This is a genomic window from Pseudomonas sp. P42, assembly GCF_017973755.1.
GTDB classification, from domain to species: Bacteria; Pseudomonadota; Gammaproteobacteria; order Pseudomonadales; family Pseudomonadaceae; genus Aquipseudomonas; species Aquipseudomonas iridis.
Genome location: NZ_JACOPU010000002.1, coordinates 1 through 19017 on the forward strand (window position 1 = coordinate 1; position 19017 = coordinate 19017).

A 19017-nucleotide genomic window follows, 5' to 3' on the forward strand; every position below is an offset into this window, starting at 1 on the left:
AGGCCACTTGGTCACGACTCAGTACCCGAATTTCTTGACGACCATAGAGCGTTGGAACCACCTGATCCCATCCCGAACTCAGCAGTGAAACGATGCATCGCCGATGGTAGTGTGGGGTTTCCCCATGTGAGAGTAGGTCATCGTCAAGATTAAATTCCGAAACCCCAATTGCGAAAGCAGTTGGGGTTTTGTTTTGCCCGCAGGAAAGTTTTTGTTCGCACCACCGAACAAATTTGCACAGTTATTTTCGTATCAGAACACTAGAATAGCCCCATCTTTTTCGGAGCCAGAGCCTTTATGTCAGATCCGGTTGACGCCCCAGGGCTGTCAGATTTACCGCTGGAAGACCTGGTGGCCTGTCACGAGTGCGACCTGTTGATGCGCAAGCCGAAACTTGCCCACGGCGAAAAAGCCCTGTGCCCACGCTGCGGTTACGAGTTGTACGCCCACCGCCACAATGTGGTGCAGCGCAGCCTTGCCTTGGTCATCGCGGCACTTTTGCTCTACGTGCCAGCGAACTTTTTACCCATCATGCAGCTCAATCTTCTCGGGCAGTCGTCGCACGACACTGTCTGGAGCGGTGTTGTGGGTTTGTTCAACACCGGCATGCAAGGTGTTTCGATCGTCGTATTCCTGTGCAGCATGGCCATTCCGTTAATCAAGTTGCTGTGCCAATTGGCGGTATTGCTGACGATCCGCTTGAACGTTGGGCGTAGCTACGGCCTGTTGCTCTATCGCATTTACCACCACCTCAAAGACTGGGGAATGCTCGAGGTCTACCTCATGGGCGTACTGGTGGCGATCGTTAAACTGGCGGACATGGCGGCCATCACCGTCGGCCTCGGTCTGGCGTGTTTCATCGGCTTATTGTTGATTCAGGTCTGGCTGGAGGTGGTGATGTCGCCGCATCAGATCTGGCAGGCGTTATCTGGAGAGGATGCTCATGCGGGCGATTGATGCGGGCATTCTGACTTGTACCGAATGCCACGAGTTGAACAGGCAAGACGCGGACACCGACGAGCAAACCTGCACGCGCTGCGGCGCACTTGTTCACCCGCGCCGTCCGAACAGCCTGGCCAGAACCTGGGCACTGCTGATCACTGCAGCGATTATCTATATCCCGGCCAATGTGCTGCCGATCATGACTGTCAGTTCTTTGGGGCAGGGTGATCCGAGCACCATCATGTCCGGGGTGATCCAGTTGGTGCAGCACGGCATGATCCCTATTGCTGCGGTCGTGTTCATCGCCAGTATTCTGGTGCCGACTTTCAAACTGGTGGGCATCGCACTGTTGCTGTTTTCGGTGCAACGACGTCAGCCGTTGTCCGCGCGTCAGCGCATCTGGATGTACCGTTTTATCGAATTCATTGGCCGCTGGTCGATGCTCGATATTTTTGTGATCGCCATCCTCGTGGCGGTCGTCAACTTCGGCCGGCTTGCCAGTGTCGAAGCCAATCTTGGCGCCATCGCCTTCGCCACTGTGGTGATTCTGACGATGCTTGCTGCAGTAACTTTCGATCCCCGACTGATTTGGGATAACACGGAGTCGGATGACGACCATGACTGATTTGCCTGTAGCGAAAACCCGACCGGCCTCGAACTGGTCTGCCATTTGGGTACTGCCTTTGATTGCGCTGATCATCGGTGGCTGGCTCGGCTGGCGTGCTTACTCCGAAACCGGTATCGAGATCCAGATTCGCTTCGAGAGCGGCGAAGGCATCCAGGCCAACAAGACCGAGGTCATGTACAAAGGTATGTCGGTCGGTAAGGTCAAGACGCTCAAGCTCGACGATGAAGGGAACTCCAAAGGAGTGATCGCCACGGTCGAGATGAATAAAGACGTCGAGCCATACCTCAAGACCAGCACCCGTTTCTGGCTGATCAAACCAAGCGTCACGCTGGCCGGTATCACCGGGCTGGAAACACTGGTCTCCGGTAATTACGTCGCCATCAGTCCCGGCGAAGGCGAGCCTTTGCGCAAGTTCAAGGCGCTGGCTGAAGAGCCGCCGCTTTCTGATGCCAAGCCTGGTCTGCACCTGACCATCAAGGCTGATCGGCTCGGCTCGCTGAGTCGTGGCAGCCCGGTGTTCTACAAACAGATCAAGGTCGGTCAGGTCAAAAGCTATCTGCTTTCGGAAGACCAGAGTACCGTCGAGCTCAAGGTCTTTATCGAGCCGACCTACGCCAAACTGGTGCGTAAACACACACGTTTCTGGAACGCCAGCGGCATCAGCATCGACGCCAACCTGTCTGGGGTAAAAGTGCGCAGCGAATCGCTGGCGAGTATTGTCGCCGGCGGTATTGCCTTCGCCACGCCAGAGAATCGCAAGGACAGCCCGGCGACCGATCCAAGCTTGCCGTTCCGTCTTTATGAAGACTTCGACGCCGCCGCTGCCGGGATCCGCGTGAAGGTCAAACTCAGTGACTTCGAAGGTCTGCAGGCCGGTCGTACGCCGGTGATGTACAAAGGTATTCAGGTCGGCAATCTGAAGGCGCTGAAGGTCGATGCGGATCTGAACAGCGCCACTGCCGAACTCACCCTTGATCCATTGGCCGAAGACTATCTGGTCGATGGCACGCAATTCTGGGTGGTCAAACCGTCGATTTCCCTGGCTGGTATCACCGGGTTGGAAGCACTGGTGAAAGGTAACTACATCGCCGTGCGCCCCGGTGACAAAGGGGCTGCCCCGAAACGTGAATTCGAGGCCAGACCAAAGGCACCGCCGCTGGATCTGCGTTCGCCGGGCCTGCACCTGGTGTTGTTCACCGATGCCCTTGGTTCGATTGAGGTCGGCAGTCCGATTCTTTACAAGCAGGTCAAGGTCGGTTCGGTACAGAGCTACCAGTTTTCCAGGACCAGAAAGCAAGTGGTTATCGGTGTTCACATCGAGAAGGAATACGAGAACCTGGTTAACGCCTCGACCCGTTTCTGGAATGTCAGCGGTATTACGCTGACCGGTGGCCTGACGGGCGGCATTCAGGTGAAGAGCGAATCACTGCAGACGCTGATGGCCGGTGGTATTGCTTTCGAAACGCCACAGGCCAAGGCGCCATTGCAGAAACGCATTCCGCGCTTCCGCCTGTTTGCCAGCCATGACGACGCCAATCAAAAGGGCGATGTCGTGACGATCAAGGTTGATCGCGCCGATGGTTTGCGCAGTGGTACGCCAGTTCGCTTCAAGGGGCTGGATGTCGGCAAGATTGAAAGTGTCGATCTGACCGACGATCTGCAAGCGGTGATCCTCACCGCACGCATCACGCAAGTGCCGGAGAAAATTGCCCGGGTTGGCAGTCAGTTCTGGGTGGTCAAACCGGAGTTGGGGTTGATCAAGACTTCCAATCTGGAAACCCTGGTCACCGGGCAATACATCGAAGTGCAACCGGCGGCGAAGAATCTCGGGCCGCAAAAAAACTTTGTCGCGCTGGCTAATGCACCGGAAGTGATCAGGCAAGAGGCGGGTTTGAGTCTGGTATTGAGCGCGGCTCGTCGTGGCTCGCTGAAACCGGGTGTGCCAGTGACCTACCGTGAAATCACCGTGGGCAAAGTTACCGGTTATGAACTGGGCCAGACCGCTGATCGCGTGTTGGTGCACATTCTGATCGAGCCGAAGTATGCGCCGTTGGTACGCAGTGGCAGCCGCTTCTGGAACACCAGTGGTGTGGGTTTCGATATCGGCTTGTTCAACGGCTTGACGGTACGCACGGAATCGCTTGAAACGGCGATTCAGGGCGGTATCGCGTTTGCCACGCCGGATGGCGAGCGCATGGGTAATCCGGCGCGGCCTGAGCAGACGTTCCCGCTGTTCGATAAGTTCGAGGATGAGTGGCTGACGTGGGCGCCGAAGATTTCGCTCGGTAAATAACCCGGAGTTGATGTGGCGTCTGAAAAGATGCCTTCGCGAGCAGGCTCGCTCCCACAGTGGATCGGCGGTAGACACAGATTCTGTGCCAACCATAAATCCCGGTGGGAGCGAGCCTGCTCGCGAAAAGGCCTCAGCGTTCAGCACACATCCCAAGCCATAAAAAAGGGCCGCGATCCAATCAGATCGCGGCCCTTTTTATTGCCTTCAGTTAACGCCGATCAAACCGCATCCAGCTCCGGCTCATCCGCTTCAACATTCACCGTGGCTTTGACCACATCATGGCGGCGGATGTACTTCCAGTCCGCCTCGTCGATGTAGATCCCCGCTGGGCCGCTGCCACCTTCCAGGTCGATGGCGACACTGGCGCAGACCTGCGGCTTCACACTCGCCAGAATCGGCACGAAGCCCAGCTGCAGGCTGGTTTCCAGCAAGGCTGCCTGGTTCTTCTCGTCAATGTCCGCCGCCTCATCGAGGTAGTACGGCAGGCGTACACGACCGGCCTGATCGCGGTCCATCAAGTGCAGCAACAAGTACATGTTGGTCAGCGCCTTGATGGTCATGGTGGTGCCGTTGGACGCCGCGCCGTCGATGTCGGTGTGGATAACCGGTTGGCCGTTGACCTTGGTGATCTCGAACGCCAGTTCGAACAAGTCCTTGAGGCCGAGCTGGTTGTGGTTTGCCGCCACCAACCGCGCCAGGTATTCCTTGGCCTCTTCGTTCTTGTTGTCCTGCTCGGCGCTCTGGCTAAGGTCGAACACCGACAGGGTTTCGCCTTCTTCGTACTGACCGGCGCTGTGGATGATCTGGTCGATGTGCTTGAGCGCTTCCTTGTTCGGCGCGAGGACGATACGGAAGCTCTGCAGGTTGGACACCTGACGCTTGTTGATCTCGCGGTTGAACAGCGCCAGTTGGTGCTCGAGGCTGTCGTAGTCGCTACGAATGTTGCGCAGGGTCCGGGCGATGTCGGTGACTGCCGCACGCCGCGCCTTGCCGAGGGTCAGCGCCTCGTCGGTACGGTGCGCGTAGGCGTTGATCAGCAGTGACAGGCGGCGCTCCATGTCGTCTTCGCTGTCGAACTTGGCCACGCCTTTGAGGCGCACTTGCGCGTACAGCGCTTCGATCTGGCCATCGGCGCGCAGCAGACCCTGCCAGCTGTCCTGATAGTCGTTGAGCAGCGGCAGCAGGTTGTCCATCGAATCGTCGACCGGATCCATGAACGGCGTGCCGAACGGCAGGTCCGCCGGCAGCAACTGACGGCGGCGCAGGGCGTCGTCGAGGGTACGTTGCTTGGCTTCCATGTCGGCGATCTGCCGGCCAACCAGTTGCAGCTTGGCCGACAGTTGCTGGACGCGCTCGGTGAACGCGTCGCTGGAGCGTTTGAGTTCGTCCTGCGCGCCTTCCATCTGCGCCAGTTGCTCAAGCTTGTCGCCTTCTTCGGCGCTCAGGGTCTGGCAGCGACGGAAGTCTTCCAGCGCCTTTTGCGCATCCAGAACCTGCTGATACAGCGCTTCGGTCTGGGTCTTGCTCGCGGCGCGGTCGGCGGCCACGGCTTGCTGGGTTTTCAGTTGCTTGAGCTCTTTATCAAGACGCCCTTTCTGATCGCGCAGCGCGGCACGGTCGGCCAAGGCTTGCAGGGCCGGTGGCTCGATGTGCGAGAGGTCGATCGACAGGCCCGGCACTTCGAAGCGCTCGCCTTTGAAGCCATCGAGAATCAGCTCAACCGATTTGACCCACTCGCCATTGTCGTCGAGGGTGATGCCGTGCTCGCCCAGCGGCAAGCTGAACAGTGCGCTGTTGAACAGACGCATCAAACGCTCGACATCAGGCTGCGAGAACTCTTCGCGCAGACGGGCGTAGCTGTTGTTGTCGGCGTGATCGAGTTGCTGCTTCACCGACTTCAGGCGTTTTTCCAGATCGCGCAGACGCTCTTCCAGATCTTCGGCGCTGAACTGACGCGATTGCGCCAAAGCACCGGCCAACTCGTCGTGAGCGTCTTTGGCGGCGAGCAATTGCTGCTCCAGCACTTTGACGTCATCGACCAGCGCAAAGCGATTTTTCAACACCGACAATTCACCGAGCCAGCGCTGGATGCCGGAAATTTCCCGTTCCAGACGCATCAGTTCTTGTGTACCGCCACGCTGATTGTTTTGCAGTGCATCCTGCTCGCCGCGGTAGTGATCGGCCTGAATCGTCAGCTCTTCCTTGCGCGCACCGGCGTAATCCGACCAGGTGCCGAGCAGCGAATCGAGTAGCGGCGACAGGCGGTGCAGTTTGCCGCGCAGCACGTCGCGCTGTTTCACGCCATTGGCCAAGGCTTCGACCAAGGGACCAGCGGCGACCAGCGAGTTGTAGTCCTGTTCCATGCGGCGTACGTCGCGGAACGCTTCTTCGCACGCAGCAATGTAATCAACGCTACCCGAACGCAAGCTGTGCTCAAACGCATCGAGGAACAGTTGCTTGAGTTTGGCCGCGGTGATTTCGCGCATGTGCAGCAGGTTGATGAACAGTGCGCGGAACGTCTTCAGGCTCTGCTCACTGGTGGACCGCAGCGGGATCAGGGTCAGGTCCAGCGGGATCGACGTGTGACCGCCAACCAGCAAGCGACGCAGTTCGTCAGGCTTGAGTTCGTAGGCTTTCAGGCCTTCTTTCTCAAGGTTGCTGAACAGCTCTTTCTGGCGCAGGCAAGTGTCGTTTTTCTGGTAGTGGGCCAGATCGAGTTTGCCGGCGTAGGCGAAGAACTGGTGACCGAAACCACCGCCCGGGCCGCGACCGACCACGCCGATAACGTGCGGGCCGTGGGGCAGGCTTACTTCGACAAGGATGTAACTGGTGTCGGTCGCGAAGTAGAAGCGCCGCGATTGTTCCAGACTGTACTTGCCGAAACTCATGTCCGACATGCGCGCCAGAATCGGGAACTGCAAGGCGTTGATCGACGCCGATTTACCGAGGTTGTTCGCGCCATAAACCGACAGCGGTTCTTCCAGCGGGAACAGGCCGAGGCTGTAACCGGCGGTGTTCAAAAGGGCAAAGCGGCGGATGCCGTAGCGTTCCTGGCTCATGCGTCGGACTCCTGTTCTTCGGCAATGGCGCGGGCCAGTGCGTCTTCTTCGCTCTCTTCTTCAAATTCCGAGAGATCGAGCGGATCGTCGGTTTCGAGGAATTTGGCTTCGGCAGCTTCGTCGATCAGCACTGGCGCTGGCAGCGGCAGAACGCTGTGCACGCTGGCGGCCAGGTCGCGGTCTTGCTGAACCGACAGGCACACATCGAGGAATCGGTGCATCGGCGGCAGGAAACGGTACACACCGTTCTCTTCGCCGGCGAAGCCGAGCTGGGTCATGCGGCGCATGATCTTTTCTTCCAGCTCTTCAACGGTCTGTACTTCGGCCTGAATAAACAGATCGCGGTACTTCTCCAGCAACGATGGCAGCTCTTCGCGGCCGAGGCTGCCACCATCAAGCACAGCAATCGGGTCGCGGCCCTGATCGGCCAGATGCTCGACGAGGATGAAGGTAAACAGGGCCAGACGCTGGGCCGTCTTGTTCACCGCCGCAGCGGCCAGGTCCGGTACGAAATAGTAGAAACCACGGGTGTCGCAGACCAGTTCAAAGCCCAGGGCCTTGAACAGCGTGCGGTACTGATCCTGAAAGTTCGACAGTTGCGCGTACAGCTCCGGATCACGGCGGCTGACGTGGTAGCCCTTGAACAGTTCGCGGAAGATCGGCGCGAGTTGAGACAGTTCGGAGAGATCAAGATGCATTTGGGATGCTCGCAGAATCCTCGGCGGCGGGGTCGCGGGCCGAGAGCAGGGCGAAGGAGCGCAGGCTGACCTGGTGCTCGTGAGTGTGGTATTCGCGGCGTTCCAGACGTTCGCGCTTGAAGCGTTTTTCCCGCGACAGGCGCGAGAACCAGTAAAGCAATTCGTCGGTGGCGCCGTCCGGTTCCTGCTCCAGCAGCCAGACCATAAGGTCCGGCATCGGCAAGGCGTCTTCGCAGCGCTCGAGCATTTCGCGTACCGTGCGTGGCGCACGTGGAGCTTCGCCACCTTTTTGGGTTTTGTGGGCCTTGGGGAAACGCGCCGGCTTGGGCTCGAAACGCGCCAATGCATAAACGTAGGCTTCGACCTGGCTGGCGCTGCCGAGGAAGGTGCTTTGCGGCCGGGTGAACAGCGGCATCGCCGCTTGCGGCACCGCATCGATACCTTTGCGGCGGATCGCGGCCAGCGCCAGTGCGGCGCCACGGGTCACGGCGTTGTGCCGTCGCGCTTCTTCACGCAGCGGCAGCAGCAATTCACGGGCATGACGCAGGGTCAGTTGGGCGCTGGTCTGCATTTCGAGGATGCGCGCGTGCGTGCGCAGCAGCATGTCGTCATCGACCAGATGGCCGAGGCGTTGCTGTTCGCTGAGCATCTTCAGCAGTACGGTTTCGACCTTGCGCACGCCTTGTTCGAAGGCACCGTCGGCGTTGACCAGATCGATCATCGGCTCGACGTATTCGTCCCAGGTCGCCAGGACTTCGGCGTAACGCTGACGCAGTGGAATCTGTCGGTCGCTGGTCTTCGCGCGCTCGGCCACGGCCACCAGCGCCTGCTCGTCGTTGTCGAGCTTCTTCAACACGTCGCGTACGCGCATGTCGAGCAAGCGCAGCTGGCGGGCCAGGTCGTGGCCATCGCGGATATCGAATGCGTCCTGAATATAACCAGCCAGGCGCTCGAGGTGCCGCAGATACGCTTCGATTTCCAGGCACAGGCCCAAACGGTGCTCTCGGCGCAGGTAGGCGAGGAAGTCGTGAATCTGCGCATTGAGTTCGAAACGGTTCGGGCTTTTCGCCACGGGCACCAGAATGTCGAGGCGAATCCACACGTCGAGCAGACTGGTGATGTCCTGCGGCGTGCTGTCCAGTTGTTGGGCGGCCAGTTGCGTGCGCAGTTCGTTGAGGCTCAGTGTGCCTTGGTCGAAGTGCTCGCACAGTGGCTCCAGAAGTGCCCAGTGTTCAGCGAGGGCGCGCAAGACGCGCTTGGGTTCGATCATCGGAATGGCCGGCTGGTTGGCGATTAAAAGCCGCGATTGTACTGCATCACGAAGGATGCGATTCACTCTCGGGACGGGCTGTCGCTTTTTTCAAGGTAAAGAGCATGGATAAAGCGCCAGGCTCAAGACTATCGATCAACAGCGAGCGATCTTGAGCGAAGGGCGGTAGAATCGGCGCACTTCAGTTATCCACAAGTGGCCGACCTTTGCTTATCGAGTCCCGCCGCCGCGCCTATTTGAACGCCATGCAGGTGGTCAATTGGCTGCCGCGCACCGAATTGCCCTTCGCTGCCCCTTCGCGGCCCGAGCTGCTGGACATGCCCGAGCCCGAAATCGAGGCGCCGGTTGTGGCTGCGCCTCAGGCCGAAACCCCGGTGCAGCCTGTCGTTCGCCCCACCGAGCGGCAGAAGATCGAAGTGCCGCGACCTTCGTCGCCGAGTACTCGAGCCAGCACAAAATCGGTCGAGGAGGCGGACGACACGCCGGTGGTCGCCAAACCTGCGCCAGTGCCCCCCCCGCGTTTCGCCCTGCAACTGCTGCGCGCCGGGCGTTGCCTGCTGCTGGTGGAGTTACCCACAGGTGAATCCTTCCAGAGCCGCGATCCGGCGTATCTCTTGCTCAAGGACATGTTGCGTGCCGCCGGTCTGCCGGATGCGCCGCAGATCGTCGGCGAGCCGGTGCGCTGGCCGTGGTTGAATCGCGGCACGATGGATCAGGGGCCGGAAGCTGCGCGCGACTTCGTGCAAGGTTTTCTTTCGGTACAAATGGAAGCGGCGCCGTGCGCCTGCCTATGGCTGATCGGCCTGCCGGCGGTGCGTTTTGCCGGTGAAGCTGACGCCGAAGCGTTCAATCGTGAATTGCAGATCGAAGGTCTGGGCCCGGCCTGGGCCATTCCCGGTCTGGAATTGTTAATGGAAGAGCCACAGCGCAAAGCCGCTGTGTGGCAAGCCATGCGTCGGCTGATGGCGCGCTGGAAAGAATCGAATGAGTGACGCTGTAACGTTCCGCCCGATGACCGAGGCGGACCTGGACGCTGTGCTGAAGATTGAATTCGCCGCCTACAGCCACCCGTGGACCCGTGGGATTTTTCTCGACGGCCTGGGCAAATACCAGATCTGGTTGATGTTCGAAGGTCAGCAGCAGGTCGGTCACGGCGTGGTGCAAATCATTCTGGATGAGGCGCACCTGCTCAACATCACGGTCAAACCGGAGAATCAGGGGCGTGGGCTGGGGCTTACGTTGCTGGAGCATCTGATGTCGCGGGCGTATGCCGCCCAGGCGCGCGAGTGTTTTCTGGAGGTGCGTGACAGCAACCAGTCGGCGTTCCGTTTGTATGAGCGGTATGGCTTCAACGAGATTGGCCGGCGTCGGGATTATTATCCGGCGGTGGGTGGGCGTGAAGATGCGGTGGTCATGGCCTGCACCTTGGTTGACTGATCCCACTGATGTATGGCTGAGCCCCCTGTAGGAACTGCCGAAGGCTATGATCTGTTGATCTTGCTTTGGATGTTGAACAACAAGATCAAAAGATCGCAGCCTTCGGCAGCTCCTACAGGGATTGTGTTACTGCAGGTAATCAGCGATTGCCATCCAACGGTTCGCGCCGCGCCAGCTCTGCTTCATCCAGACCATTGCCGCCGCCGATATCGTCTTCATCGACCACGCTCAAATCCCAGTCCGCAGGATTGTCTTCACCGGATTCGCTGGCATCTCTGGCGCCATCCTCGCGAATCAGGGTTTCCGGGCTCATGTCATCGTCGGTCGGCTCATGGTCGGCAGTCGACGCGCCAGTGAGACCCGCTTCACGCACGCGCTCTTCTGGCATCAGTTGCTTGCGCTCCTGCTCCGGCAGTTCGTCGCCGATTTTCGCGCTGGGCTGTTCGTCGTCGAAATCCAGCTCGTGCATCGAACCCATGCGATCTTCGTTATCATCGATGGGTTCCGGTTGCACCGCATCGTAAGGGCGTCGTGAATCAGTCATGGCAAATCCTCATAGTGTGGGCCTTACTAAGGTGGACTCGCCGGGCACACGAGAATTCCAACAAAAACACTTGCGATCCTTTCGTGACCCCGACCGACGGTCGTCTGTCAAAGCAGCGCATCTTTCTTGAGGCCTTACAGCATGCATGACTTACAAGACCTGATTGATAACAACGAGCGTTGGGCTGACGCGATCACCAAGGAAGACCCGGATTTCTTCGCCAAGCTGGCGCGTCAGCAAACCCCTGAATATCTGTGGATCGGCTGTTCCGACGCACGGGTGCCGGCCAACGAAATCGTCGGCATGTTGCCGGGCGATCTGTTCGTACACCGCAATGTCGCCAACGTCGTGCTGCACACCGACCTTAATTGCCTGTCGGTGATCCAGTACGCGGTCGATGTGCTCAAGGTCAAACACATTCTGGTCACTGGCCACTACGGTTGTGGCGGTGTGCGGGCGTCGATGCAGGATCGTCAGCTCGGTCTGATCGACGGCTGGCTGCGCTCGATCCGTGACCTCTATTACGACAAGCGTGACGAACTGGCCAAGCTGCCGACCGAAGAAGAGCGGGTCGATCGCATGTGCGAGCTCAACGTGATCCAGCAAGTGGCCAACGTCGGCCACACCAGCATTGTGCAAAACGCCTGGCATCGCGGGCAGAGCCTGTCGATCCACGGTTGCATCTACGGCATCAAGGATGGGCGCTGGAAAAGCCTGAACGCGACCATCAGCGGTTTCGAGCAATTGCCGCCGCAGTATCGCTTGCGTCCTGTCGGGGCGCCGTAGCCGCCGAAGGTTGCCGCGCGGATCAGCTTGAGCCTTGCCGTCGCCAGCGCTGTAAAAAGTGCTGGCCCTCGATGCTCGGGGGTTCGTTGTAACCGGTGATCCACCCACGGCAACGTACAGAACCGCAATCGCAGGCAAACTGACGCAGCAGTTTGTCTTCGGTGGCGGCGTAATCTGTGGTCAGCCGCTCACCCCTGTGGATATCTTTCAACGCCCACAGCCACAGTTCGCTCATGTCGAGAAATACGTTCGGGTCGCAGGCGTGTTCGAGTGCTCCGCAAAAGCGTTGATCGTAGACGTGGATACCGTTCAACAGCTGTCGGGTCTGTCGACAGCGGTAGGGCAGTAACTGTCCAGACACCCTGCAAATTCGGCAGGTGCGCTGAAATTCCCGACGCGCCGCGACGCCTGTCGGGGTGCCGTGCTCATCGTGGAAGACTTCGAAGTCGGCGCTGGACGGAAACCCGAGGCGCACCGGGAGGCCAGCGAAGGGATAGATGCCTTCGGTATCGCGTGGAACAGATCCAGCAATCGCATGGGTATTCATAACAGTCCTTGTTGCAAGGATGGCGCGACTTCCTTTATCTGACGCCCTGTCAGCACGGCGCCACTATTCTTTGGATCCAATGTAGTTGTAATAGGTATAGACGGTCTACTGTCAGATCTGACAGGCGAGATAGACGCTTTCCCGCGTCAGTCATGGCTGACACGGGAATGACATCAACGCGATTACAAGTGTGGAGCGGGGGTCGCAGTGGCGGGCAGCGGGGCTTTGAGCTGTTGCAGTTGAGCCTTGACCGGTGGGGTGGCGCACTGGGTGGTGGCTTGCTCCGGGGTCAGGTTGCGAATGGAGGTGTAGAACAACTCGCAGGTTTTGACCTTTTGCGTGACTTGCCAGGTCTGTGTGCACGTACTGAGCGTGCTCTGCGCATCGCTGTCCGGTTTGCTGCCCATGTCGGCCTGCCAGCAGGCGGCGCTCAAATCCTGCCCCATTACCCTCAGGCCTGCCGCGTCAGCCTTGGCTTGCGCATCGTCGCCGGTATAGCTTTTGGGATCGGCGGCGTACCAGATGTAACTGGGGTGGTTCGAACCCAGCACCGGCACGTTCACCCCTGTGCTGGGGCTGATGGTCGCCAGGCCGAGGACGTTCACGGTCGGACCGTATTGCTGCTTGATCCAGTTCCTCACCGGTGCACCGAACGCCACCATCGGCAGCGTCTTGCCGCTGGCGGTCTGGCTGAACTGCTTGACCAGCGTGGTCTGGTAGTCCTTGAAGTAGTCATAGACACCCTCCAGGTCACTGCCGGCGTTGGACGGCGCGGCGATCGGGGCGATGTCGATGATGGTCTGATAGGCCGGGGTCTGATCGGCGGGGATGCCATTGACCGTCAACAGCGTTGCCCAGCGGTCGGTGGTATTGGAGCGCAGATAATCCTGAGCCTGGGTCAGCGAGTAATCCGGCGGAAAGTGCAGCAATTCGACGCTTTTACGGTTTTCCAAGGCCATGCCCAACGGCAGGAACAGATACCAGCTGTACGCCCATTTGCCATCGGCGTTGAGCTTGCTGGCGCCGGTGTAGGCCAGATCTCCCGCGTCCAGCAGCGCCGACAGCGGTTTGTCGTAGCCCTGCGGCACGCCGCTGATTTCGGCGTAGATCTGGTCGTTATCGGTTTTGACCAGGACCTTCGCATTGGCATAGCCGTCGCGTTGCACGCTCTGGGTCAGGTAATGCGCGACGGTCTGCTCCAGCGTCCAGTTGCGGAAGCAGATCACGCTGCAGTTGTTGGGGTAGGCGAACAGACGTGTGACGCGCTCGGTGCTGCCCAGTTTCAGGTCGACATCGGCGTGGGCGGCGGCGCTCAGTGTCAGCGCGGCGAGGGTAAGTCCTGCGAGTTTGAACATGCTCAGATCCTTTTCAGCGTGGTTCCCGGTTGCGGGGCGGGTACATACTGAAACCACGGATGTCGCGCGGTCTAGCGGGCAGTAGAAAAGTTATCGAGTGAGTCGTTGCAAACGTGGGAGTGAGCCTGCTCGTGATAGCAGGCTCACTCCCACATTGGTTTTATATGGTGAGGTCGAACGCTTTACGGCATCACCGGCGGCGTATACGCCAGTGTCGTCCCGAGCGCCCACAGCAACAGCAGCACCAGCGGTGTATGCACCAGCAATTGCACGAACGAGAAACCGATCAGGTCCCGCGCCTTCAAGCCGAGCACGCCCAATAGCGGCAGCATGTAGAACGGGTTGATCAGGTTCGGCAAGGCTTCCGCCGCGTTGTAGATCTGCACCGCCCAGCCGAGGTGGTATTGCAGATCGTTGGCGACTTGCATCACGTACGGCGCTTCAATGATCCACTTGCCGCCGCCGGACGGGATGAAGAAACCGAGAATTGCCGAGTACACGCCCATCAGCAGCGCATACGTGTCGTGCGAGGCGATGCTGACAAAGAACGTCGAGATGTGGTGGGCCAGGGTTTGCGCGTCGGCGCCTTTGACGGTGGTCATCAGCGCGGCAATCGAGCCGTACAGCGGAAACTGGATCAGCACGCCGGTGGTGGTCGGCACCGCGCGGGCGACGGCATCAAGGAAGCTGCGCGGGCGCCAGTGCAGCAAAGCGCCAAGCATGATGAACAGGAAGTTATAGGTGTTGAGCCCGGAAATCGCGGTAATCGCCGGTTTCGTCGAGAACTCGTGGAACAGCCATCCCGCCGCCAGCAGCACCAACACGATGATCAGCAGCGGACTGTGTTCCAGCCATTCGCCAGGGCGCGTGCGCGGTTGCAGCGGCGGCAGGTTGAAGGCCGGGTCAATCCCGCAGGCCTCGGCGCTGCGCGCAGAGTTAGGGCCGGGGGCGGTGGCGTAGGCAATGATGATCGAAACCACGATCAGCGCCAGCAACATCACGCCGGACTGCCAGAGGAAAATGGTTTCGGTGAACGGGATAACGCCAGTGATCGACAGAATCGACGGCGGCAGGCTGCCAGGGTTGGCCTGCAACTGCGCCGCCGACGACGACAGCCCCAGTGCCCACACCGCGCCAAGCCCCAGATACGCGGCGGCGCCAGCTGCACGGTAATCCATTTTCAGATCGGTGCGGCGGGCTAGGGCACGGACCAGCAAACCGCCGAATACCAGCGACAGGCCCCAGTTCAGCAACGAGGCAACCATCGAGATCAACGCGACCCAGGCCACGGCAGAGCGGCCGTTTTTCGGGATACGCGCCAAGCGATCAATCAGTTTAACGGCAGGCGGAGAACTGGCGACCACATAGCCGCCGATCACCACAAAGGCCATTTGCATGGTGAACGGGATCAGGCTCCAGAACCCGTCGCCGAATGCCATGGCGGCGGCGGTCGGTTTGGCGCCCATGGCCATTGTGGCCAGCGCAACGATGATCACGGCCAACGCCGCGAATACCCAGGAATCGGGAAACCAGCGTTCGGCAAAACTTGAACAGCGCAGGGCAAAGCGTGCAGAGCGGCTATCTTCGATATCAACGGCCACGGGAGTACCTCGGATTTTTTATGGTTATTGTGGTCCGCGGGAGCCGCCGCCCCTCTCGACAGCAAAGAGATCCCCTGTGGGAGCGAGCCTGCTCGCGAAGAGGTCGGCACAGTCAACATCGAGGTTGCCTGAACTGACGCTTTCGCGAGCAGGCTCGCTCCCACATGGGGTTCACTGCGGTTGGTCGGCGTTGCGTCGTCCCTCTGGACAGGCCTGAACAGTAATTCAAGCCAAGCCATTTTGTGAGCAGGTTTTGCAAAATCGGGACTATGGTCTAACGGGTTGTCCATCGACGCATTTGCGTAGACCATGTGCGCCTTGGTTTATTGCCTGCCAGAGTTCTTTGCCATGACTGCCCAAAACACGGCCAAACCGGTGCCGTTCAGCCGCTCCGACTACAAGACCCTGGGCCTTGCGGCCCTTGGCGGGGCTCTGGAAATCTACGATTTCATCATCTTCGTATTCTTCGCACTGACCCTCAGCCAGTTGTTCTTCCCGCCGGAAATGCCCGAGTGGCTGCGTCTGCTGCAAAGCTTCGGAATTTTCGTCACCGGTTATCTGGCGCGGCCGCTGGGCGGGATTCTGATGGCGCATTTCGCCGACCGGATGGGCCGCAAAAAAGTCTTCAGCCTGAGCATCCTGATGATGGCGCTGCCGTGCCTGCTGATCGGGATCATGCCGACTTACGCCCAGATCGGTTATTTCGCACCGCTGCTGTTGCTGGCGCTGCGCATCTTGCAAGGCGCAGCGGTTGGCGGTGAAGTGCCGAGTGCCTGGGTATTCGTCGCCGAGCACGCACCGACCGGGCATCGCGGTTATGCTTTGGGCTTCTTGCAGGCCGGTTTGACCTTCGGCTATCTGATCGGCGCGCTGACCGCGACATTCCTGGCACAAGTATTCACCCCGGCGGAAATTCTTGATTACGCCTGGCGCTATCCGTTTCTGCTGGGCGGCGTGTTCGGTGTGATCGGTGTCTATCTGCGCCGCTGGTTGAGCGAAACCCCGGTGTTCATGGCGATGCAGGCGCAGCGCGAGGCGCGGGTCGAGCTGCCGCTGCGTACAGTGCTGCGTGAACATCGACTGGCAATGCTGCCAGCCATGTTGCTGACCTGCGTGCTGACATCGGCAGTGGTGGTGTTCGTGGTCATCACCCCGACCATGATGCAGAAAACCTTTGGCATGACCGCCAGCCACACTTTTGCGCTCAGCGCCCTGGGCATCGTCTTTCTCAACATCGGTTGCGTGATCGCCGGGTTGCTGGTGGATCGCATCGGTGCCTGGCGCACGGTCATGCTGTATAGCGTGCTGCTGCCGCTGGGCATTGGCGTGCTTTACAGCTGCTTGATCATGGGGGGCGGTTGGATTGGTCTGGCGTACGCGGTGGCCGGTCTTGCCTGTGGCGTTGTCGGTGCAGTGCCGTCGGTGATGGTCGGGTTGTTTCCGGCGCGTATTCGGGTTTCCGGCATTTCCTTCACCTACAACATTGCCTACGCCGCCTGGGCGAGTATCACGCCGTTGTTGCTGATCGGTCTGATGCCATGGAGCCCGTGGATCTGCGTAATCTTCTGCGCGGTGATGGGCGCAGTGGGTGTGCTGAGTGCGGCGTATTTTGGCGCGCGGATGCCGCGTACAGGGCCATGTCAGGTTGCCGGAACTGCCTGACTCGCAGAGCCCGAACTATTTTTGACTGACGAGTCTCAATTGCTCTTCAGAAAAGCTGTCCAAGGCCGATGGTTAGGCTGTATCCCGCTTTCCACCCTGCCCATCGGTGCTTTCCCATGTTCAATAAACGCTTGAAGCAAGAGCTGGCTGCTCTTCGTGAAGAACTCTCCAGCCTTGTGCAAGTGAAGGAAAGCCTCGAAAGCGAGATGATGGTGCTGACCCTCGAGCCGGATGGACGGGTTCAGTCGGTCAACCAGAACTTCCTCGACGAGATGTTCTACAAGAGCCATGACCTGATTGGCCGGGCCATCGATGACATCGTCCCGGCCCATGTGAAATCCGACGAATTCCATCAGCGCTTCAAGAACGCCATGACTCGCGGCGAGCATTTCGCCGGCGCTGTGCGACTGCTGCGTGGCAATGGTGACGAGGCCTGGTTGCGCTCGATCGTGCAGCCGGTACGTTCTTCGGATGGGCGGATCAAGCACATCTCTATCTTCTCCAGCGACCTGACCCGCACGATCGAAGCCTCCCGCGAGCATGAAAACCTGATCGGTGCACTGGTGCGTTCCACCGCGGTGATCGAGTTCGATTTGAACGGTAACGTGCTCAACGCCAACGAACGCTTTCTCAGCGGCATGGGTTACAGCCTGGCGCAGATCAAGGGCAAACATCACCGCATGTTCTGCATGCCCGAAGAGTACAACAGTGCCGAGTATCAGAATTTCTGGCGTCGTCTGAACAACGGCGAGTTTGTGGCTGCCCGTTTCAAACGTATCGACAGCCATGGTCGTACAGTGTGGCTGGAGGCCTCCTACAATCCGGTGGTCGATGCCAACAACAAACTGTACAAAGTGGTGAAGTTCGCCACGGTAATTACCGATCAGGTCAATCGCGAACAAGCTGTCGCCGACGCGGCCAGCATTGCCTACAGCACCTCGCAACAAACCGACAGCACTGCCCAGCGCGGCACGACTGTAGTGACCGAAGCGGTCAACGTGATGCGCGACTTGTCGCGGCACATGCAGGCCGCCGGTGAAGGCATTGAAGCGCTCAACGAGCAGTCGCTGGTGATTGGCACCATCGTCAAAACCATCAGCGGAATTGCCGAACAGACCAACCTGCTGGCGCTCAACGCCGCCATCGAAGCCGCGCGTGCAGGCGAGCAGGGCCGCGGGTTTGCGGTGGTGGCCGACGAAGTGCGGCAACTGGCGTCGCGAACTAGCCAGGCGACCGATGAAATCGTCGTGGTGGTACGGCAGAACCAGGAAATGGCACGCAACGCCGTGGCACTGATGACCGACGGCAAGCTCCAGGCCGAGCAAGGGCTGGCGCTGGCGGCGGAGGCCGGAACGGTGATCGTCGAGATTCAGGATGGCGCGCAGAAAGTCGTGGATGCGGTGGGGCAGTTCGCCAATCAACTGTCTAACTGATGCTCCCTGTAGGAGCTGCGGCACGCTGCGATCTTTTGATCTTTTGATTTCAAGTCTCAGAGTCAGGATCAAAAGATCGCAGCGTGCCGCAGCTCCTACAGTGGGGGTCGCCAGCCATTCTGACGCTACAATCAGCTCCTTTTTCCCGGAGCAGATCCCCATGAGCGACTCCCACCGCGGCCCGGTTCCCCTGAACAAAGCCTACCGCCTGCTCAATCACGGCCCGACCGTGCTGGTCAGCGCCGCCCATGACGGCCAGCGCAATATCATGGCCGCCGCGTGGGCGATGCCACTGGACTTCGAACCGCCGAAAGTCGCCGTCGTCCTCGACAAATCCACCTGGACGCGGCAGTTGCTCGAGGCGTCCGGCACCTTCGTACTCAACGTTCCTTGCGTCAATCAGGCCGATATCGTGCAAACCGTCGGTTCGACATCGGGTCTGGAAATCACCCAAAGCCAAGGGCAGGACAAGTTTCAGGCCTATGGCTTGCAAACCTTTAGCGGCGACAAGGTTGAAGCGCCGCTGCTCGAGGGGTGCGTTGCGTGGCTCGAATGCCGCTTGCTGCCGGAGCCGCGCAATCACGATCAATACGATCTGTTCCTCGCCGAAGTCATTGCCGCCCATGCCGATGAACGGGTGTTCAGCGAAGGACGCTGGCATTTCGAAGGGCACGACGGCCTGCGCACTTTGCACCATGTGGCCGGCGGGCACTTCCTGACGATAGGCGCCCCGGTGGACGGCAAGACGCTGGCGGTTTGAGT

15 protein-coding genes, 1 rRNA gene and 2 pseudogenes are annotated in these 19017 nt (G+C 59.6%); 11 read left to right on the forward strand and 7 right to left on the reverse strand.

Annotated features, from left to right (window positions below; all coding sequences use genetic code 11):
- The first annotated feature begins 33 nt into the window (after positions 1-33).
- The 4 genes from rrf to H8B20_RS04950 all read left to right on the forward strand — a co-directional run bounded on the left by rrf (position 34) and on the right by H8B20_RS04950 (position 3863).
- Positions 34-149: ribosomal RNA gene (gene rrf / locus H8B20_RS04935) — 5S ribosomal RNA — on the forward strand.
- Positions 150-297: 148 nt separating this feature from the next.
- Positions 298-957 carry a paraquat-inducible protein A gene (locus tag H8B20_RS04940; RefSeq protein ID WP_210622530.1) on the forward strand — a complete coding sequence of 220 codons (660 nt, stop codon included), beginning with the start codon at positions 298-300 and terminating at the stop codon, positions 955-957.
- Positions 944-1567, forward strand: a complete 624-nt coding sequence (locus H8B20_RS04945; RefSeq protein ID WP_210622531.1) for a paraquat-inducible protein A — start codon at positions 944-946, stop codon at positions 1565-1567. The genes H8B20_RS04940 and H8B20_RS04945 overlap by 14 nt, the downstream gene beginning before the upstream one ends.
- Complete coding sequence (locus H8B20_RS04950) at positions 1560-3863, forward strand: PqiB family protein (protein ID WP_210622532.1); 2304 nt, start codon at positions 1560-1562, stop codon at positions 3861-3863. The genes H8B20_RS04945 and H8B20_RS04950 overlap by 8 nt, the downstream gene beginning before the upstream one ends.
- A gap of 218 nt (positions 3864-4081) precedes the next feature.
- Here H8B20_RS04950 and mksF read toward each other — a convergent pair whose 3' ends face one another.
- From mksF to mksB, 3 genes are read right to left on the reverse strand one after another with little or no spacing between them, the layout of a single operon-like run.
- A complete protein-coding gene (gene mksF, locus H8B20_RS04955; RefSeq protein WP_210622533.1) occupies positions 4082-6922 on the reverse strand; it encodes an Mks condensin complex protein MksF in 2841 nt (946 codons plus the stop codon).
- A complete protein-coding gene (mksE, locus tag H8B20_RS04960) occupies positions 6919-7620 on the reverse strand; it encodes an Mks condensin complex protein MksE (RefSeq protein ID WP_047303175.1) in 702 nt (233 codons plus the stop codon). Before mksE ends, mksF begins: the two co-directional genes overlap by 4 nt.
- Positions 7610-8890 carry an Mks condensin complex protein MksB gene (mksB, locus tag H8B20_RS04965; RefSeq protein ID WP_191626511.1) on the reverse strand — a complete coding sequence of 427 codons (1281 nt, stop codon included), beginning with the start codon at positions 8888-8890 and terminating at the stop codon, positions 7610-7612. The genes mksE and mksB overlap by 11 nt, the downstream gene beginning before the upstream one ends.
- 245 nt (positions 8891-9135) lie before the next feature.
- On the opposite strand from mksB, the gene H8B20_RS04970 reads away from it, so the two are divergent.
- The gene (locus H8B20_RS04970) at positions 9136-9882 is read left to right on the forward strand and encodes an energy transducer TonB (RefSeq protein WP_210622948.1); all 747 of its coding nucleotides are present in this window, start codon (positions 9136-9138) and stop codon (positions 9880-9882) included.
- A complete protein-coding gene (rimI, locus tag H8B20_RS04975) occupies positions 9875-10327 on the forward strand; it encodes a ribosomal protein S18-alanine N-acetyltransferase (RefSeq protein ID WP_042561071.1) in 453 nt (150 codons plus the stop codon). Before H8B20_RS04970 ends, rimI begins: the two co-directional genes overlap by 8 nt.
- Positions 10328-10466: 139 nt before the next feature.
- Here the strand turns inward: rimI and H8B20_RS04980 are convergent, their stop codons facing one another.
- Positions 10467-10871: a serine kinase/phosphatase gene (locus H8B20_RS04980; RefSeq protein WP_210622534.1), complete on the reverse strand. Its 405-nt coding sequence runs from the start codon at positions 10869-10871 to the stop codon at positions 10467-10469.
- Between the two features lie 141 nt (positions 10872-11012).
- On the opposite strand from H8B20_RS04980, the gene can reads away from it, so the two are divergent.
- Positions 11013-11657 (forward strand): carbonate dehydratase, encoded by a 645-nt coding sequence (gene can / locus H8B20_RS04985; protein ID WP_042561069.1) that lies wholly within the window; start codon positions 11013-11015, stop codon positions 11655-11657.
- A gap of 22 nt (positions 11658-11679) precedes the next feature.
- On the opposite strand, the gene H8B20_RS04990 is transcribed toward can, so the two are convergent.
- The 3 genes from H8B20_RS04990 to H8B20_RS05000 all read right to left on the reverse strand — a co-directional run bounded on the left by H8B20_RS04990 (position 11680) and on the right by H8B20_RS05000 (position 15160).
- The gene (locus tag H8B20_RS04990; RefSeq protein ID WP_210622535.1) at positions 11680-12204 is read right to left on the reverse strand and encodes an SET domain-containing protein; all 525 of its coding nucleotides are present in this window, start codon (positions 12202-12204) and stop codon (positions 11680-11682) included.
- 182 nt (positions 12205-12386) lie between these two features.
- Positions 12387-13559, reverse strand: a complete 1173-nt coding sequence (locus H8B20_RS04995; RefSeq protein WP_210622536.1) for a hypothetical protein — start codon at positions 13557-13559, stop codon at positions 12387-12389.
- A gap of 182 nt (positions 13560-13741) precedes the next feature.
- Positions 13742-15160: a short-chain fatty acid transporter gene (locus H8B20_RS05000; protein WP_042561066.1), complete on the reverse strand. Its 1419-nt coding sequence runs from the start codon at positions 15158-15160 to the stop codon at positions 13742-13744.
- 348 nt (positions 15161-15508) lie between these two features.
- Between H8B20_RS05000 and H8B20_RS05005 the strand changes: the two genes are divergently transcribed.
- The 4 genes and pseudogenes from H8B20_RS05005 (at position 15509) to H8B20_RS05015 (ending at position 19015) form a co-directional block, all read left to right on the forward strand.
- Positions 15509-16822: an MFS transporter gene (locus tag H8B20_RS05005; protein WP_042561065.1), complete on the forward strand. Its 1314-nt coding sequence runs from the start codon at positions 15509-15511 to the stop codon at positions 16820-16822.
- Positions 16823-17031: 209 nt separating this feature from the next.
- A pseudogene (locus H8B20_RS28200) lies at positions 17032-17715 on the forward strand (PAS domain-containing protein); the annotation flags it as partial.
- Between the two features lie 102 nt (positions 17716-17817).
- Positions 17818-18255, forward strand: a pseudogene (locus H8B20_RS28205) (methyl-accepting chemotaxis protein); the annotation flags it as partial.
- 160 nt (positions 18256-18415) lie between these two features.
- On the forward strand, positions 18416-19015 hold the full coding sequence (locus H8B20_RS05015) for a flavin reductase family protein (RefSeq protein ID WP_210622538.1): 600 nt from the start codon (positions 18416-18418) through the stop codon (positions 19013-19015).
- The last annotated feature ends 2 nt before the right edge of the window (positions 19016-19017 follow it).

What these genes read in the sequence shown, in the direction of transcription:
- H8B20_RS04950 (WP_210622532.1), top strand. Translation starts at nt 1,560, where the DNA reads ATGACTGATTTGCCTGTAGCGAAAACCCGACCGGCCTCGAACTGGTCT.
- H8B20_RS05005 (WP_042561065.1), top strand. Translation starts at nt 15,509, where the DNA reads ATGACTGCCCAAAACACGGCCAAACCGGTGCCGTTCAGCCGCTCCGAC.
- H8B20_RS05015 (WP_210622538.1), top strand. Translation starts at nt 18,416, where the DNA reads ATGAGCGACTCCCACCGCGGCCCGGTTCCCCTGAACAAAGCCTACCGC.
- H8B20_RS04990 (WP_210622535.1), bottom strand. Translation starts at nt 12,204, where the DNA reads ATGAATACCCATGCGATTGCTGGATCTGTTCCACGCGATACCGAAGGC.
- mksB (WP_191626511.1), bottom strand. Translation starts at nt 8,890, where the DNA reads ATGATCGAACCCAAGCGCGTCTTGCGCGCCCTCGCTGAACACTGGGCA.
- mksF (WP_210622533.1), bottom strand. Translation starts at nt 6,922, where the DNA reads ATGAGCCAGGAACGCTACGGCATCCGCCGCTTTGCCCTTTTGAACACC.
- can (WP_042561069.1), top strand. Translation starts at nt 11,013, where the DNA reads ATGCATGACTTACAAGACCTGATTGATAACAACGAGCGTTGGGCTGAC.
- H8B20_RS04945 (WP_210622531.1), top strand. Translation starts at nt 944, where the DNA reads ATGCGGGCGATTGATGCGGGCATTCTGACTTGTACCGAATGCCACGAG.
- mksE (WP_047303175.1), bottom strand. Translation starts at nt 7,620, where the DNA reads ATGCATCTTGATCTCTCCGAACTGTCTCAACTCGCGCCGATCTTCCGC.
- rimI (WP_042561071.1), top strand. Translation starts at nt 9,875, where the DNA reads ATGAGTGACGCTGTAACGTTCCGCCCGATGACCGAGGCGGACCTGGAC.
- H8B20_RS04940 (WP_210622530.1), top strand. Translation starts at nt 298, where the DNA reads ATGTCAGATCCGGTTGACGCCCCAGGGCTGTCAGATTTACCGCTGGAA.
- H8B20_RS04980 (WP_210622534.1), bottom strand. Translation starts at nt 10,871, where the DNA reads ATGACTGATTCACGACGCCCTTACGATGCGGTGCAACCGGAACCCATC.
- H8B20_RS04970 (WP_210622948.1), top strand. Translation starts at nt 9,136, where the DNA reads ATGCAGGTGGTCAATTGGCTGCCGCGCACCGAATTGCCCTTCGCTGCC.
- H8B20_RS04995 (WP_210622536.1), bottom strand. Translation starts at nt 13,559, where the DNA reads ATGTTCAAACTCGCAGGACTTACCCTCGCCGCGCTGACACTGAGCGCC.